Origin of the sequence: Paracoccus isoporae (assembly GCF_900101865.1) — a bacterium.
In the GTDB taxonomy this organism is placed as follows: Bacteria; Pseudomonadota; Alphaproteobacteria; order Rhodobacterales; family Rhodobacteraceae; genus Paracoccus; species Paracoccus isoporae.
On sequence record NZ_FNAH01000009.1, the window covers coordinates 38,891 to 55,237 of the forward strand.

Annotated in this window: 12 protein-coding genes, 1 other RNA gene and 1 pseudogene; 5 read left to right on the plus strand and 9 right to left on the minus strand. The window is 68.6% G+C overall.

Annotation, left to right across the window (positions count from 1 at the left end):
* Positions 1–83: 83 nt before the first annotated feature.
* The 5 genes from BLT73_RS13425 to BLT73_RS13450 form a co-directional block, all read right to left on the minus strand.
* The gene (locus BLT73_RS13425) at positions 84–575 is read right to left on the minus strand and encodes a flavin reductase family protein (RefSeq protein ID WP_090524635.1); all 492 of its coding nucleotides are present in this window, start codon (positions 573–575) and stop codon (positions 84–86) included.
* On the minus strand, positions 572–1,465 hold the full coding sequence (locus BLT73_RS13430) for an aldo/keto reductase (protein ID WP_090524770.1): 894 nt from the start codon (positions 1,463–1,465) through the stop codon (positions 572–574). The genes BLT73_RS13425 and BLT73_RS13430 overlap by 4 nt, the downstream gene beginning before the upstream one ends.
* A gap of 277 nt (positions 1,466–1,742) precedes the next feature.
* The gene (locus tag BLT73_RS13440) at positions 1,743–2,297 is read right to left on the minus strand and encodes a GNAT family N-acetyltransferase (RefSeq protein WP_090524772.1); all 555 of its coding nucleotides are present in this window, start codon (positions 2,295–2,297) and stop codon (positions 1,743–1,745) included.
* A gap of 107 nt (positions 2,298–2,404) precedes the next feature.
* A complete protein-coding gene (gene rpmA, locus BLT73_RS13445) occupies positions 2,405–2,677 on the minus strand; it encodes a 50S ribosomal protein L27 (RefSeq protein ID WP_090524637.1) in 273 nt (90 codons plus the stop codon).
* Positions 2,678–2,680: 3 nt separating this feature from the next.
* A complete protein-coding gene (locus BLT73_RS13450; protein ID WP_090524774.1) occupies positions 2,681–3,388 on the minus strand; it encodes a 50S ribosomal protein L21 in 708 nt (235 codons plus the stop codon).
* A gap of 338 nt (positions 3,389–3,726) precedes the next feature.
* Between BLT73_RS13450 and tkt the strand changes: the two genes are divergently transcribed.
* The 3 genes from tkt to BLT73_RS13465 all read left to right on the plus strand — a co-directional run bounded on the left by tkt (position 3,727) and on the right by BLT73_RS13465 (position 7,635).
* The gene (tkt, locus tag BLT73_RS13455) at positions 3,727–5,745 is read left to right on the plus strand and encodes a transketolase (protein ID WP_090524639.1); all 2,019 of its coding nucleotides are present in this window, start codon (positions 3,727–3,729) and stop codon (positions 5,743–5,745) included.
* 68 nt (positions 5,746–5,813) lie between these two features.
* The gene (locus tag BLT73_RS13460; RefSeq protein ID WP_090524641.1) at positions 5,814–6,743 is read left to right on the plus strand and encodes a DMT family transporter; all 930 of its coding nucleotides are present in this window, start codon (positions 5,814–5,816) and stop codon (positions 6,741–6,743) included.
* Positions 6,727–7,635, plus strand: a complete 909-nt coding sequence (locus BLT73_RS13465) for a lysophospholipid acyltransferase family protein (protein ID WP_090524643.1) — start codon at positions 6,727–6,729, stop codon at positions 7,633–7,635. The genes BLT73_RS13460 and BLT73_RS13465 overlap by 17 nt, the downstream gene beginning before the upstream one ends.
* On the opposite strand, the gene BLT73_RS13470 is transcribed toward BLT73_RS13465, so the two are convergent.
* A complete protein-coding gene (locus BLT73_RS13470) occupies positions 7,636–9,264 on the minus strand; it encodes a DUF4139 domain-containing protein (protein WP_090524645.1) in 1,629 nt (542 codons plus the stop codon).
* Positions 9,265–9,385: 121 nt separating this feature from the next.
* Positions 9,386–11,518, minus strand: a complete 2,133-nt coding sequence (locus tag BLT73_RS13475; protein WP_090524776.1) for a sodium:proton antiporter — start codon at positions 11,516–11,518, stop codon at positions 9,386–9,388.
* Between the two features lie 210 nt (positions 11,519–11,728).
* Between BLT73_RS13475 and BLT73_RS13480 the strand changes: the two are divergent.
* Both BLT73_RS13480 and lnt read left to right on the plus strand, forming a co-directional pair.
* Positions 11,729–13,336: pseudogene (locus BLT73_RS13480) on the plus strand (DEAD/DEAH box helicase); the annotation flags it as partial.
* A 645-nt stretch (positions 13,337–13,981) separates the two neighbouring features.
* Complete coding sequence (gene lnt / locus BLT73_RS13485; protein WP_090524649.1) at positions 13,982–15,532, plus strand: apolipoprotein N-acyltransferase; 1,551 nt, start codon at positions 13,982–13,984, stop codon at positions 15,530–15,532.
* Between the two features lie 103 nt (positions 15,533–15,635).
* Here lnt and rpmG read toward each other — a convergent pair whose 3' ends face one another.
* Complete coding sequence (gene rpmG / locus BLT73_RS13490; RefSeq protein ID WP_011750518.1) at positions 15,636–15,803, minus strand: 50S ribosomal protein L33; 168 nt, start codon at positions 15,801–15,803, stop codon at positions 15,636–15,638.
* Positions 15,804–15,937: 134 nt separating this feature from the next.
* Positions 15,938–16,312: RNase P RNA component class A (gene rnpB / locus BLT73_RS13495), an RNA gene on the minus strand.
* Positions 16,313–16,347: the final 35 nt, after the last annotated feature.

Sequence of the window (16,347 nt, forward strand, 5' to 3'; positions counted from 1 at the left end):
TCCCTGATCCCGGCGGCCTCTCCCTGGCCGCCCGAACCCAAGTGGTCGCCCGGCCGGGGCGGCAGGTCAAGCCGCGCGCCGCGTCAACCGGGCAGATGCCGGCCCCATTGCCCCTGCGCAAAGACCAGCGGCGCGCCCTCGCCCGTCTCCACCCGCAGCACCCGGCCGATCACCAACGTGTGGTCGCCCGCGTCATGCGCGGCCTCGCGGGCGCAGTCGAACCGGGTCAGCACGCCGGGAATGACCGGCACCTCCTCGGGCGAGCGCGTCACCTCCAGCCCCGCGAACTGATCGCCGCCGCGGGTGAAGCGGTCGGCCAGCGACTTCTGGCCATCCGCCAGCACATGGACGCTGAAATGCCCAGCCTCGGCAAACAGGTCGTGGCGGCGCGAAAACTTGCCCGGCGACCACAGCACCAGGGGCGGCGCCAGCGACAGCGAGGCAAAGCTGTTCGCAGTCAGCCCCTGGGGGCCGCGCGGCGAGGCGATGGTCACCACCGTCACGCCGGTCGCGAAACTGCCAAGCGCGTCGCGGAATTCGCGGGCATGGGCGTGGTCGGGGGCAAAGACCGTCATGGCACCTCATGGCCAAGGGCGGCGGTGTAGAGGAGGAACCAGTCCTCGCGGCTCATCTCGATCTTCAGCGCGTCCGAGAATTGCCGGATCCGGTCGAGCGTATTGGTGCCCATCACCGGCAGGATGCCCGCCGGATGCGCCAGCAGCCAGGCCACGGCGAGCGCGCTGAGTTCGCAATCCTTTTCGGCCGCCATGTCGCGCAGCGCCTCGATCAGCGCCGGGCGCACCCCGGCGAACAGCGCCCCGCCCGCCAGCGGCGACCAGGCCATGGGCAGCATTCCCTCGCGTTGCAGATAGGCCAGATCGCCATTGCCAAACGGCTCATGCGCGGCCAGCGACAGCTCGATCTGGTTGGTGCAGAGCGGGTGGGTCATGCAGGATTGCAGAAGTTCCACGTCATGGGGCCGGAAATTCGACACGCCGACCGCGCGCACCTTGCCCGAATCGACAAGCTGATCCAGCCCGCGCCCGGTGTCGAACGCGTCCATCATCGGGTCGGGGCGGTGGATCAGCAGCAGGTCGATATGGTCCGTGGCCATGTCACGCAGGCTGTGCTCGACCGACGTGGCGATATGTGCCGCCGAGGTGTCGTAATGCTTGACCCGCGCCGCCTTGTGGCGTCCGGCGGGGGCGACGATGCCGCATTTGGTCACGATCTCCACCCGGTCGCGCAGCGACGGCGCGGCCTTCAGCGCCGCACCCAGCACCGCCTCGGCGGTGTAGTCGCCATAGATATCCGCCTGATCCAGCGTGGTGACGCCCTGTTCCAGACAGGCCTCGATCTTGGCCTGCACATGGGCCGGGCTGGTATCGGCATCATCGGCGATCCGCCACATGCCATAGGCGATGCGGCTGAGTGCCAGACCGTCGGCGATGGGAATCCGCTCCATATCCATCTTCTGTCCCTTTCCAGCTTGCGCCGCATGCGGGGTCTGTCCGGGCCGCAGATGAACCGGCAAGGCCGGATCCGGCAGGCGGCCCGGCCCTACGCGCCAGTGTTAACCGTCGCGGGCGGGGAGATTCAACGTGTATTCGCGGGAATCCGGCGCGGCGTTCGGATGCGGCCGGGCGGGACGGGGATCGATGGAGCCTGCCGCGCGGGCCGGCGCGCCGATGATGCGCCGGCGGCGTAGCGCGCCCTGGCCGTCAGCCGTGGTCTCGTGGGTCTCAGCCCGCCATGCGCCGCAGATAGGTCCAGGTCGGGACACGGTTGTTGCGCGCGACCGACCAGCTTTCGGCATCGCCCAGATAGGCAAAACCGCAATTCGTCAGCACGCGGGCGGAGCCGGGATTATCCTGGAACACCTCGGCAAACAGCGTGCGCGCGCCATGCGGGTTGACCGAGACGAGCCCGCTCACCGCCTCGCTGGCGAAACCGGTATTCCAGAACCCGGCGCCGACCCAGAATCCCAGCTCGGATTGCGAATCCTCCATCCGGGTCAGCGAGACGACGCCCAGAACCTCGCCCAGGCCGTGACGCGCGCCGTCGATGGCCCAGACATCCTCGCTGCGCTCCGGGTCCATGGCGCGGGCGACGAAGCCGTCCGCCGCGCCGGGCGGCAGGGGATGGGGAATGGCACGGGTGCCCTCGGCCACGCGGCGATCGGCGGTGTAATGCGCGATCAGCCCCACATCGGACGGGCGCAGCGGTCGCAGATCCAGCCGCTCGGTGGTGATGACAGGCTGTTCCCGGACCAGTTCCGCTGCGGCATCCGCGTGCATATTCATCGTCTCGTCACTCCTCCACGGGCAGATCGCCCAGACCCTTAAACGACCAAGGGGGACCGGCTTGCGCCGATCCCCCCTATCTCTGCCGGGTTAATATCGGCTTACTCGGCGGCCTCTGCGTTGGCGGGCATGACCGAGATATAGGTGCGGCCCTTGAGACCCTTCTTGAAGGTCACTTCACCATCGGTCAGCGCGAACAGCGTGTGATCGCGGCCCATGCCGACATTGGCGCCCGGCCACCAGGTGGTGCCGCGCTGGCGCACGATGATGTTGCCCGCGATGGCCGCCTGGCCACCATAGAGTTTCACGCCCAGGCGACGGCCAGCCGAGTCGCGGCCGTTGCGGGACGAACCGCCTGCTTTCTTATGTGCCATGACTTAGTCCTTCTTGCCTTTGGCCAGTTCCTTGGCCTGCTTGATCCAGTCGTCGCGTTCGATGCGACCATGAAACGCCAGCTGGTCGTCCATGTATTCGATCTCGGCCTTCTTCCACTCCGCGATCTGGTCGAAATGGAACACGCCGTTCTCGTGCAGCAGCCCTTCCAGCTTCGGACCCACGCCCGAGATCTGCTTGAGATCGTCGGCGCCGCCCTCGCGGGCCTCGCTCAGCAGGTTCGCGGGACGGGTGCCGGCGGATTTCGGCGCGTCCTCGGCGGCTGCCTCGGCCTTCTTCGCGGCGGGCTTGGCCGCCTTCTTGGCGGGTGCGGGCTCTGCCTCCGCGACATAGGAGGCACCCGCGGTGCGCGCCCCGATGGCTGCCTTGACGCCCGACTTGTCGCCGCCCGTCTCCAGCACCTCGGTGATGCGCAGCAGGGTCAGTTGCTGGCGGTGGCCGCGCGTGCGCTGCGAGCTGTGCTTGCGGCGGCGCTTGACATAGGTGATGACCTTGTCGGCCTTGATCTGGTCGATCACCTCGGCCTGCACCGCGGCGCCTTCCACCAGCGGCGCGCCGACGGTCGCACCGACCATCAGAATCTCGTTGAACTGGACGGTCTCACCGGCATCGGCCGCCAGCTTCTCGACGCGCAGCGTATCGCCCGCCTGAACGCGGTACTGCTTGCCGCCCGTTTTGAGAACTGCGAACATCGCTTCTTCCTTCGTATCCCGCATCCTGCGGCCCCAGCAATTGCTGGTGTTTTCGGGGAAATCCCCGCCTTCGGACAGCGCACCCTGATCTGGGGTGATGGTTGAAAATAACGTACCGGCCAAGGGCGGATGCCCGGCCGGGTCCGGGTGATATGGCGGATTCGGCGGGGATAGTCAAGCGGCGCGCGCGCCGGGCGCGATCCCGGCCCGCCCGATCGCCCGCCTTACCGGAACGTCACCGAGCGGCACGTCTTCACCGCCCGGCCTGCGCAGGGCGGCTTGAAACCCGGTCAACCTCTGCTATCAGGGGCGCACGCTCGTTTCAAAGGAACATCGCCATGGATCTCCAAGCACGCCGCAACGCTGACCCGCAGCACTGGAACCTTGCCACCTCCATTCGCGTGCTGGCCATGGACGCCGTTCAGGCCGCCAATTCCGGCCATCCCGGCATGCCCATGGGCATGGCCGACGTGGCGACCGTTCTGTTCCGCAACCACCTGAAATTCGACGCCAGCGCACCGAACTGGTTCGACCGCGACCGGTTCATCCTGTCGGCGGGCCACGGCTCGATGCTGCTTTATGCGCTGCTCTACCTGACCGGGTATGAGCAGATGACGCTGGAGCAGATCAAGAATTTCCGGCAATGGGGCTCGATCACCGCGGGCCATCCCGAATACGGCCATGCCGAAGGGATCGAGACCACCACCGGACCGCTGGGTCAGGGCATCGCCACCTCGGTCGGCTTCGCCATTGCCGAGGAAGCCATGCGGGCCGAGTTCGGCGAGGCGCTGTGCGATCACCGCACCTGGGTCATCGCCGGCGATGGCTGCCTGATGGAAGGCATCAGCCAGGAGGCGATCGCGCTTGCGGGCGCACAGAAGCTGGGCCGGCTGATCGTGCTCTGGGACAATAACGACATCACCATCGACGGCGCGGTTTCGCTGTCCGACCGCACCGATCAGCGGGCGCGTTTCGAGGCGTCGGGCTGGCGCGTGCTGTCCTGCGACGGCCATGACGCCGCCGATATCGACCGCGCGCTGAGCGCCGCCAAGGACAGCGATGGCCGCCCCACCCTGGTCGATTGCAAGACCGTGATCGGCTATGGCTCGGAAAAGAAGCAGGGCACGTCCGGCGCGCATGGCTCGCCGCTGGGGGACGAGGAAATCGCCGCCACCCGCCGCCATTACGGCTGGGACCATGCGGAGTTCATCATCCCCGACGACATCCTGTCGGACTGGCGCGAGATCGGCCGGCGCGGGGCCGAGGCGCGGCAGGGCTGGAACGACCGCGTGGACGGGCTGGAGGCGGACAAGCGCGACGAGTTCGCCCGCCGCATCTCGGGCGAATCGAACGGCAAGCTCGGCCCCGCCATCGCGGCGCTGAAGGAGCAGGCGCTCGCCGGGCAGCACAAGGTCGCCACCCGCAAGGCCTCCGAGATGGTGCTGGAAGTCATCAACCCCGCCCTGCCGGAAATGTTCGGCGGCTCGGCCGACCTGACCGGCTCCAACAACACCAAGACCGCCGATCTCGGGATTTTCGACGTCCAGAACCGGGCCGGGCGCTATATCCATTACGGCATCCGCGAACACGGCATGGCCGCGGCGATGAACGGGATCTTCCTGCATGGCGGCTTCCGCCCCTATGGCGGCACCTTCCTGACCTTCACCGATTACGCGCGGGGCGCGATGCGGCTGTCGGCGCTGATGGGGATCGCCACGATCTACGTGATGACCCACGACTCCATCGGTCTGGGCGAGGACGGGCCGACCCACCAGCCGATCGAGCACCTGGCGCTGTGCCGCGCCACGCCGAACACCATGGTGCTGCGCCCCTGCGACCTGATCGAGACCGCCGAGGCCTGGGAGATCGCGCTCGACAGCGAGGACGCGCCCTCGGTCATGGCGCTGTCGCGGCAGAACCTGCCGCTGCTGCGGGAAGAGGCGGGCGAGAACCTGTCGGCCAAGGGCGCGTACGTGATGCGCGAAGCCTCGGCCGCGCCGAAGGTGATCCTGATGGCCACCGGCTCCGAGGTCGAGATCGCGGTGAACGCGCGCGAGATCCTGGAAGCGGCGGGCATTCCCACCCGCGTGCTGTCGGTGCCCTGCATGGAACTGCTGCGCGAACAGGACGCCGCCTATCGCGAGACGCTGCTGCCCGCCGACACCGTGCGCGTCGCCGTCGAGGCCGGCGTGCGCCAGGGCTGGGACTGGCTGCTGATGGGCGAACGCGGCAGCGATACGCGCGCGGGCTTTGTCGGCATGGACGGGTTCGGCGCATCGGCCCCCGCGCCGAAGCTCTACGAGGAGTTCGGCATCACGCCGGACGCGGTGGCCGAAACCGCCAAGGCGCTGCTGTAAGTGGCGCGGAACCGTGCAGATCACGTGAAACCTCTGTTGCAGCGAACTGATTTCGCTGCAACTTCCTGATGGCGCTGCGCCCCCTTCCTGGTGCCTTCGCGCTGTTTGGCCGCGAGCGTGACGGATCGCGGCGGCATCCCGGCGGCGATCAGACGCGCGGCATCCTGATCCTGTGTTCGGCCATCTTCCTGTTCACGCTGATGGATGCGACGGCCAAGTATCTGGGTCAGTATTACTCTGCCCCGCAGGTTGTCTGGGCCCGGTTCATGGGCAATCTCGCGGTGGTCCTGCTGGTCTATCGCGCCCGTTTCTTTCCGCTGCTGCGCGCGCGCCGGCCGATGTTCCAGTTCTGGCGGGCGATGACGCAGCTGGCCTCGGTCTCGCTGTTCTTCACCTCGCTGCAATATATCGGCATTGCCGAGGCGACGGCGATCATGGACCTCAACCCGGTCCTCATCACGCTTGGCGGGGCGCTGTTTCTGGGCGAGAGGATCGGCTGGCGGCGCATCGCGGGGATCGTAGCGGCGATGATCGGGGCGCTCATCATCATCCGGCCGGGGCTGGGCGTGTTCCACCCCGCCGCGCTTCTGCCGCTGATCGGGGCGTTCACCTTTGCGGCGGGTGCGCTGCTGACCCGGATGGTGCGCCATGACGCGCTTGGCACATCGCTGATCTGGTCGGTGGTGGTCGGGGCCATCGCCAGCAGCGCCGCCGTGCCATTTTTTTGGGATGCGATCCAGACCGAGCATCTGTGGGCGTACGGGCTGATCGGCCTGTTCGGCGCGGCGTCGCAGGCGCTGCTGATCCGCGCCTTCTCGCTGGCCGAGGCCGGGGCCATCGCGCCCTTCGGCTATACCGGGGTGATCTGGGCCGGGGTCTGGGGCTGGCTGTTCTGGGGGGTGCTGCCCGATCTCTGGACAATCTTCGGCGCGGTGCTGATCGTAGGCGCCGGGATCTATATCTGGTCGCGAGAGAAGAAGCTTGCCGAACACGGGTGAAGATACGGAGAGCGAGGAGCGGGTCAGCGCGACCGACCGTCTGGGCAATGCCGCCTTTCTGGCGGTGATGGGGCTGGCGCGGCTGCTGCCCTATCGCCAGCGGATCGGGCTGGTCGGCTGGTTCTTCTCGCGCACCCTCGGGCCGCTGGCGGGCTGGACGGCGCGGGCGCGGGCCAATCTGTCGCTAGCCATGCCGGAGCTCGACGCGCCGCAACGCCGCCAGATCGCGCGCGACGTGCTGGACAATGCCGGCCGCTCCATGGCCGAAATCTACAGCGGCCGCGCCTTCACCGACCGCATTGCCGCCGCCGATCCGCTGACCGGACCGGGGCTGGATGCGCTCGCCGACGCGGCGCAGGCGGAACGGCCGGTCATCCTCGCCTGCGCGCATTTCGGCAATTACGACGCGATGCGCGCGGCGCTGTCGGCGCGGGGCTGGCCGGTCGGTGCGCTTTACCGGCCGATGAACAACGACGCCTTCAATGCCCATTACATCCCGGCCATCCGGGCAATTTCCGAGCCGGTCTTTCCGCGCGGCCGCGCCGGTTTCGCGGCGATGCTGAAATTCCTGCGCGGCGGCGGGATGCTGGCGCTCGGCTTCGACCAGTTCGTGCAGGACGGCACCGAGCTGCAATTCTTCGGCCTGCCGTCCCGCACCGTGCTGACCCCGGCGGAGCTTGCCCTGCGCTATGACGCGCTGCTGGTGCCGATCTACGGCATCAGGCAACCGGACGGGCTGAGCTTCGTGGTCGAGGTCGGCAGGCCGGTCGATCACACCACCGCGCAGCAGATGATGCAGGCGCTGAACGACGATCTGGAGGCGCGGATCCGCGCCCGTCCCGGCCAGTGGTTCTGGGTGCATCGCCGCTGGAAGAAGCGGCGGCGCGGCTGATTACTCGATCAGTTCCATCTCCTCGGGCCAACTCATCGAGATGTCCAGCCTGATCTCCTGCGTCTCGCCCGCGGGCAAATCCAGATCCCAGACCAGCAGGCCGCGCCGCCCCTCCGGGTCGGTTTCGCCGGGCGGGATGCTGGCCTGCCAATCGATCTTGAGATCGGTCTGTTCGGAGACCGGCACCCGGTCGATCAGCCGCAGATCGTATTCCCGGCCGGTCAGGTTGCGCGCCGTCAGCAGCACCGATTCAGCCAGCCCGGAGGAGCGGCGGATCACCCCTCGCCCGCCGCTCTCGCGGTCGGGCACGCGGCGTTCCAGAACGATGCCGTCAATGGCACCAAAGCCCAGCTTCATGTCGTCGCCCGCCGCGGTCAGTGGCAGGTCGCCTTGCCCGACCATCGCGCCATCGGCGTAAAGCGTGACCGGGCCGGGCAGGATCACCTCGTCGAGCGCATTCTCGCTGTCCACCACCAGATAAGCGCTTGAATCCCGCGCCGGGACCGCCTCCGCTACCAGAGCCTCCACCGGCAGATCGCGCCGGTCGAGCACCAGCCGCAGCGCGTCAACCCCGTCGCGCAGATCGACCGGCGCGTCATAGCGATAGATCGCAGTCGCCCCCAGATGGTCCAGCTTCGCCGTCTCAGGCACCGGCATGGGCATCGCCATGTCCGACGCAGCCGCCCCGGCCATCGCCATCTCCGCCTGCGGCATGGCGCGTGCGGAGAAGACGGGGTCCGCGGGGTCGATGATGCGCACATGGCGGGGATGCAGTTCGCTGGGCGCCGATTGCCCGGACGGCCGCGCCGTCGACAGGATCACCGAGACATCGTCCCAGTCCTCGCCGCTGGCCTGATGCAGCATCAGCCCGCGTTCCAGCGTCAGGCGGCGCGCGGGCTGATCGAGCCGCAGATCATAGACCGGCTCCCATCCGGCCTGATCGACCTCGGCCGTGATGCGGAAGCGGGCGGGCCCGCCCTGCCCCTCCACCGCCATGACCAGCGTGCTGCGCGGCGTCTGCTCGGGCTGTTGCAGCGCGTCGAGCCGCGCGCGTGCGCGATCGAGCGCCTGCACATCGGCCTCGCGCCCCTGGGCTGCGGCCTGGGCGCGGGTCTCAGCGGCGATCGCGTCGCGCCGCGCCGCCAGCATCCGCGCGCCCACCGTATCGGCCAGGGCGGCCACGTCGCCTTCGGCGGCGCTGTCGGACTGGGCCAGCCCGCGCAGGAAGCCGATCAGATCCTCCGCCGCCTCGGCCTCGGCCCGGATCGCCGCCACCCGCGCATCGCGTTCGCGCAGCGCGCGTTCCAGCCGCGCTACCTCGTCGCGCGCCTCCTGCACCGACGCGCTGTCCGGCGCCGTTCCGGGCAGCGCGCGGCCGCGCTGCAGGCTGACCGCCCCCAGCCGCGCGCCATCTGCGGTGATGCGCAGGCTGTCGGGCCGGATACCGTCGGGCAGTCCGGGTATGACGATCTCATGGCTGCCTTGCGGCAGGTCAGTCTGGGCCAGGCGCGTCACGCTCGCCCCCTGCGGATAGAGCGTGGCCTCCCGCACCGGCGCGGACAGTTCCATGCGCTCCGCCAGCACGGGTGAGGCGGTCAGCCCGGTGAGCACGAGAATGGCAAGCCGCATGATTTTCCTCCGCTTTTGACGGAAGCATGCCGTGCGCAAGCCGGGTCTGGCAATTGACGAGCGGCCACGCGCGGTCACGTCACCGTGTGCGCCGCCCCGCGCGCAGCACCGGAGCCAGATGTCAGCCCCGGTCGCTTTCCTTGTCGGTTTCGGTCGGCCGCGCCGTGTCTTCGGCCCCTTCGCCGTTGTCGGTGCCGCCGAAATAGGCGCCGCGGTCCCGGGCCATCTCGCTGCCATGCCCGTTCCCGGCCTCGGCCTCGGCCTCGGAGCCGCCATCGTCATCGGGTTCCGCGCCGGTCTCGTCCAGCACTTCGTCATCGGAGGCATCGGCGGGGTCGCGCGCCGTCTCCGCGCTCTGGCTGCCGGAGCCCGCGCCCTTGCGGACCGCCTCGGCCTCCTCGCGCGCCTGCTGGCGTTCTTTGGACACGTCGTTGGATTCGCGGCGGATCTTTTCGGCGATCTCGGGCGGGATCAGCGAGATGATTCGCATCTCCGGCGCGCCCTCGATCTCCTCGTCGCGGCCGACGAAGCGGACCGTGTTGTCCTCGACGATGGCCAGCGGGATCGCGCCCTCGCGCAATTCCTTCCAGTCGTCATAGGTGTATTCCTCGGTCAGCCGCGTGGTGCGGAAAATCCAGCCCTCGGCCAGCAGTTCCAGATATTGCGCCAGCGTCCGGCCGCCATTGATGCCCTGCCCGCCAAGCTGGTTGGGCAGGGAATGGCGGGCGCGGTCTTCCTTGGCGCGCGAGATCTGCCAGATCGAATCGCGGCCGAATTCCGGTGCAAGGTCGGTCGCCACCAGCGTGTTGTAGGCGTCGTTGTCCGACGCGGCGAGGATGGTGGAATAGGAGATGAACTCCACCCCGTGATCCGCCGCCTCCGACAGGATGTCGCCGTAATAGGTCGGCACCCCGCCCTCGCGCGCCGAGCGCAGCATGCCGCGATTGGGATCGGTGATCAGCACCTTCACATCGGCGTTGATGAGCGCCGTGGCCAGCCCGGTGGAGAAGGCCGAGCCGCCGACCACGATCATGCCGGGCGTCTCGCCCGAGCTGAGTTCGAGTTTCTGCGCCAGCGGCTTCAGGCTGAACCCGTGCAGCACCACCGTGCTGAGCACCAGCACGAAGGCCAGCGGCTGCAGCACCGCGCCGTCCGAGACGCCCTCGGCCACCAGCCGTTCCGCAAAGATGCCGGAGATCGCCAGCAGCACCACCCCGCGCGGCCCGGTGAAGGCCACCAGCAGCCGTTCCTTCCACGGGATCGGCGTGCCGGCCAGCGAGGCCATGACGGTGGCCGGGCGCACCAGCAGGATCACCGCCACGATGAACAGCGCACTGCGCCAGTTCAGCAGGCCCAGCATCTCGAAATTCACGCCCGCCGCCAGCAGAATGAACACCCCCGACAGAAGCAGCGTCGTCGCCTGCTCCTTGAAGCGGTAGATCTCGGCATAGGAGGGCAGGTTGGCGTTTGCGATGATCAGCCCCATCACCGTGACCGCCAGCAGCCCGGATTCGTGCAGCACCATGTTCGCCATGGCAAACGCCGCCAGCACCAGAACGAACAGCAGTGGCACCTTCATGTATTCCGGCACCAGCGATTCCCGGAACGCCTTGACCACCGCCATGGCCGCCGCAAAGCCCACCAGGCAGGCGAAGACCACGCCCGACACCACGGTCCAGATCGCATCGGCGGCGCTCAGCTCCTGCTGGCGGACGAGGACCACCTCAAGTGCTATGACCGCAACGAGCGCGCCCACCGCGTCATTCACGATGCCTTCCCATTGCAGAAGCTGGGCGGGGCGGTTGAACAGCCGAGCGGTGCGCAGCAGCGGGGCAATCACAGTCGGGCCGGTCACGATCATCACGCCGCCGAACACGATTGCCGACTGCCAGCTCAGCCCGGCGATATATGCGAGCGCCAGCGAGGACAGCAGCCAGCCGAGCGGCGCGCCGATCAGCACCAGACGGCGCACGCCCGGTGCGGCATCGGCCAGTTGCTTGAAGTTCAGCGTCAGCCCGCCCTCGAACAGGATCACCGCCACGGCCAGCGAGATCATCGGGCTGACCAGATCGCCGATATCGCGTTCGGGGATGAAGATGCCGGTGAACGGCCCCAGGATCAGCCCGGCCAGCAACAGCACCACGATGCCCGGCAGCCGGAACTTCCACGCCAGCCATTGCGCGCCGACGCCCACGACGCCCACGAGCGCGAATGCCTCGACCGGGCCCAACCCGCCGGATATCTCTGTTGCCATCTGCATGTCCCCCGATTTTCTGCGGCGCAACCGCCAAACCTGCGATTCTGTTCCAGAGATGTCGCAGCGACGGCCCGATTTTCTGCCAATATTGACGACCGACGCCTATTCGGCTAGGGCAAACCTGTCCGCATCCGGCGGGCAGACGAGGGGCGTGAAATTGCGTCCCATTTTTTCATCTGTGCCGAACAGCGCAGCGTATGGACGCGAATGACAAAGTTTTCCGACCTCAAGCTCGACCCGAAAGTCCTCAAGGCGATTGCCGAAGCGGGCTATGACAATCCCACTCCGATTCAGGCGGGCGCCATCCCCGTGGCGCTTGAAGGCCGCGACGTGCTGGGTATTGCCCAGACCGGCACCGGCAAGACCGCCAGCTTCACCCTGCCGATGATCACGCGGCTGTCGCGGGGCCGGGCGCGGGCGCGGATGCCGCGGTCGCTGGTGCTGTGCCCGACGCGGGAACTGGCCGCCCAGGTGGCCGAGAATTTCGACATCTACGCCAAGCATACCCGGCTGACCAAGGCGCTGCTGATCGGCGGCGTCTCCTTCGGTGAACAGGACAAGCTGATCGACCGCGGCGTCGATGTGCTGATCGCGACGCCGGGACGGCTGCTGGATCATTTCGAGCGCGGCAAGCTGCTGCTCACCGGGGTCGAGGTGATGGTCGTGGACGAGGCCGACCGGATGCTGGATATGGGCTTCATCCCCGATATCGAGCGCATCTTCCAGCTCACCCCCTTCACCCGCCAGACGCTGTTCTTCAGTGCCACAATGGCGCCCGAGATCGAGCGGATCACCAACACCTTCCTGCACTCGCCCGAGCGGATCGAGGTGGCGCGCCAGGCCACGACGTCCGAAACCATCACCCAGAAGCTGGTGGAGATCACCCCCACCCGCCGCGACCAGACCGCCAAGCAGAAGCGCGAGTTGCTGCGTGCGCTGATCGAGGCCGAGGGCGAGGGGCTGAAAAACGCCATCATCTTCTGCAACCGCAAGACCGAAGTCGATATCGTGGCCAAGTCGCTGAAGAAGCACGGGCTGGACGCGGCCCCGATCCACGGCGATCTGGATCAGTCGCAGCGCACCCGCACGCTGGAATCCTTCCGCGACGGCTCGCTGCGCTTCCTGGTGGCGTCCGACGTGGCCGCACGGGGGCTGGACATTCCGGCGGTGAGCCATGTGTTCAATTTCGACCTGCCCTCTCATGCCGAGGATTACGTCCACCGGATCGGGCGCACCGGCCGCGCCGGGCGGCAGGGCACGGCCTATTCCATCGCCACGCCCGCGGATGAGAAATATCTCTCCGGCATCGAGAACCTGGTGAAGCACGCCCTGCCGCGGATGGACCCGCCGGACGGGTTCTCGCTCTCGGAGAACGCCCGCTCGGCCCCGCGCGGCAATGACCGTGACGCGAAGGGCGGCCGGTCGCGCAGCCGCAGCCGCCGGGGCGAGCGCGCGGCGCAGGACAGCGGCCCCGATGCCAATGTGAGCAATGCGACCGCCGAGCCCGCGCGGCCGGCCGACGACACCGCCCCCCCCGCGCGCGAGGAGCGTCGCCATGATCGTGGCGGCCGGGGCGAGCGGCAGGAGGATCGCCGCGGCGACAACCGCGCCGAGAGCCGGGGCGACAACCGCAGATCCGGCCGCGGCGACAATCGCCGCCGCGATCACGGTCCCGCCGTGACCGGAATGGGCGATCACGTCCCGGAATTCCTCAAGCAGAGCTTCTCCGTCGCGCTTGCCGCAACCGAGGCGGCGATCGACCGCGCCGACAGCACCGATGACGCGCCGCAGCAATCGGGTGCGGATGGCGAGACGGGCGGCGACAATTCGGGCCCGAAACCCCGCGCGCGCCGCAGCAGAAGCCGCAAGGCGGACTCGGTGTCGCCGGATCAGGCGGCGACGCCTGCGGATGGCGCCGAGGGCGAATCGGGCAAGGCGCCGAGCGAGGCAGAGGCCGCTGAAGCGGCCCAGCCCGAGGAAAAGAAACCCGCCCGGCGTCGGCGCAGCAAGAAGGCCGAAGCCGAGGCAGCGCAAGCGGAGGACGCGGCCCCCGCCGACACGCCGGCCGACCCCGCCGAGGAGCAGCCGAAACCCGCCAAGCGCCCGCGCCGCAGCAGCCGCGCCAAGGCCAAGGAGGCCGAAGCGGCGGGCGAGGACGGCAGCGCAGCCGAGACCGAGGCCGGAGCGGATCAGCCCGAGGCGGAACCCAAGCCAAAGCGCAGCCGCGCCCCGCGCAAGAAGCCTGCGGCCAAGACGGACGAGGCTGCGGCAGAGACCAAAGCAGACAGCGATGAGGCGGCCGATGCTGCGCCCAAGCCGCGCCGTCGCGCCGCCACCACGCGTAGCCGCAAGAAGCCCGCGGCCGACGACGCCGGGGCGGACAGCACGGCCGGCGATGGCGCGGCACAGCCGGCCGGTGACGGGGGCGACCCCGGTTCCACGGACGGCTGAGCCCCCGGCATGACGCCGCACCCAACGCCCCGCAGCGCCGGATCGCGCCGCCGGGCGCTGATATCCCTGGCTGCCGATCTGGCGCTCGGGCTGGCCGTGGCGTCCGGGCAGGCGCCGTGGGGGCTGTGGCCGCTCAGCCTCGTTGCGCTGTCCCTCATCCTGCTGCGCGGCGCGCATCAGCCGACTGCCCGCCAAGGCTTCCGGCAGTTTCTGGCCGCAGGCGCCGGGTATTTCGCCTTGTCGCTGAGCTGGATCGTCGAGCCGTTCCTGGTGCAGCCAGAGATCTATGGCTGGATGGCCCCCTTCGCGATTCTGCTGATGGCGCTCGGCGGGGCGCTGTTCTGGGCGCTGCCCTGCTGGGCGGCGCTGCGGATCGGCCCGCCCGAACCCGCTGTCCGGGCCGCCATGCTGGCCGCGGCGCTGCTTCTGTCGGACTGGCTGCGGGGCTGGATCTTCACCGGCTTTCCCTGGGCGCTGCTGGGTCACGTCTGGATCGAGACGCCGGTCGCACAGGCCGCGTCCGTCGTGGGCGCAATCGGGCTGAGCGCGATCAGCCTTTGCGCCGCCGCCCTGCCCGCTCTCTTGGCCGCCAACCGCCCGGCGGGCTGGCGCGGGCTGCTGCCCGGCGCGGCCGCCGCCCTGCTTCTGATCGCCGCGGTCTGGGCCGTCGGCAGTCTCCGCCTGTCCTCGCCTGCGGCGCAGGATGTGGCCGGCACCGGGAAGCTGCTGCGGCTGGTGCAGCCCAATGCCGAACAGGCGCTGAAATGGGACCCGGACTGGAACCAGGTCTTCTGGGACCGCCTGCTGACCGAAAGCGCCGCCAGCCCCGGCGCGCCCCGCCCCGACGCGGTGATCTGGCCCGAAACCGCCGTCAGCTTCCTGCTGAACCATGCCGGCGACGCCCTGCCGGTGCTGAGCGATGTCGCCGGTGCCCCGGTGCTGATGGGCATTCAGCGCGCCGAGCAGACGCGCTATTACAACTCGCTGGTCGAGATCGCCCCCGGCGGCGGCATCCGCAGCATCTATGACAAGTTCCACCTCGTCCCCTTCGGCGAATACATGCCCTGGGGCGAGGCGCTGTCGCGCTTCGGCATCGGGGCCTTCGCGGCGCAGCAGGGTTTCGGCTATGTGCCCGGACAGGGGCCCGACGTGCTGAGCCCGCAATCCCTGCCGCCCGTGCAGCCGCTGATCTGCTACGAGGCGATCTTCCCGCAGCATCTCAGGACGGTCGAGGGGGCGGAATGGCTGTTGCAGATCACCAATGACGCGTGGTTCGGCACCGTCTCCGGCCCGTATCAGCATCTCGCGCAGGCCCAGCTTCGCGCCATCGAATCGGGTCTGCCGCTGATGCGCGCCGCCAATACCGGCATCACCGCCGCCATCGATCCCTACGGGCGCATCACCGACAGCCTGCCGCTCGGTGCGGTGGGTCACATCGACGCCGAGTTGCCCGCGCCGCTGCCGCGCACGGTCTGGATGCGGGTCGGGCCGCTGCCGGTGCTTTTCGCGGCGCTGATCGTGCTGGGCTTCGGCGCGCTGCGGCGTGTCCGCCGGGTCTGAACCCGCATTTCCCGGCACCTCGCGATGCGACACGCACGGCAGCTTGCATGAAAAAACCGCGCCGGGGGCGCGGTTCGTTCGGTGTCGGACAGGTCAGGCGATCTTACTTGATCTTGCCTTCCTTGTATTCGACATGCTTGCGCACAACCGGGTCGTATTTGTTGACCGTCATCTTTTCGGTCATGGTGCGGGCATTCTTCTTGGTGACATAGAAATGCCCGGTCCCGGCCGTCGAGTTCAGACGGATCTTGATCGTCGTCGGCTTCGCCATCGTGGTTCTCCTGCTGCGGCGGCGCCGAGCGGCCACCGTGGAAATTCGTGAAGCCCGCTATTTAGCGATCACCCGGCCCGTGTCAACCGCAAAACACGGCCAGACCGAGAATACCGGGCGGCCGGGCGGAGATGACACGCGGATGGCCTGTAAGCCGGATTCTGTCCGGGGGTTGCCCCCCCTGGATGACCATTCCTCTGCGCAGCGCATTACTGCGTGCGTCAAGCTGCCTACCCGGACCGTCTGGCGCAAGGCGGCGCTGCCGTTGCCGGCACGAGGTCCCTATTCGGCATTGCTCCCGGTGGGGCTTGCCATGCGGGGTATGTTGCCAGCCCCCCGGTGGGCTCTTACCCCACCGTTTCACCCTTGCCCGGCCGCGTCGGCTGGGCGGTCTGTTCTCTGTGGCGCTTTCCCTGGGGTCGCCCCCGCCGGGCGTTACCCGGCACCGTTGCCTCATGGAGTCCGGACTTTCCTCGAAGGCGCACCCCCGCGGTCATCCGGCCATCCGCGTGAGCGGGATATGAGGGGTTTTCCGGGGTGGGTC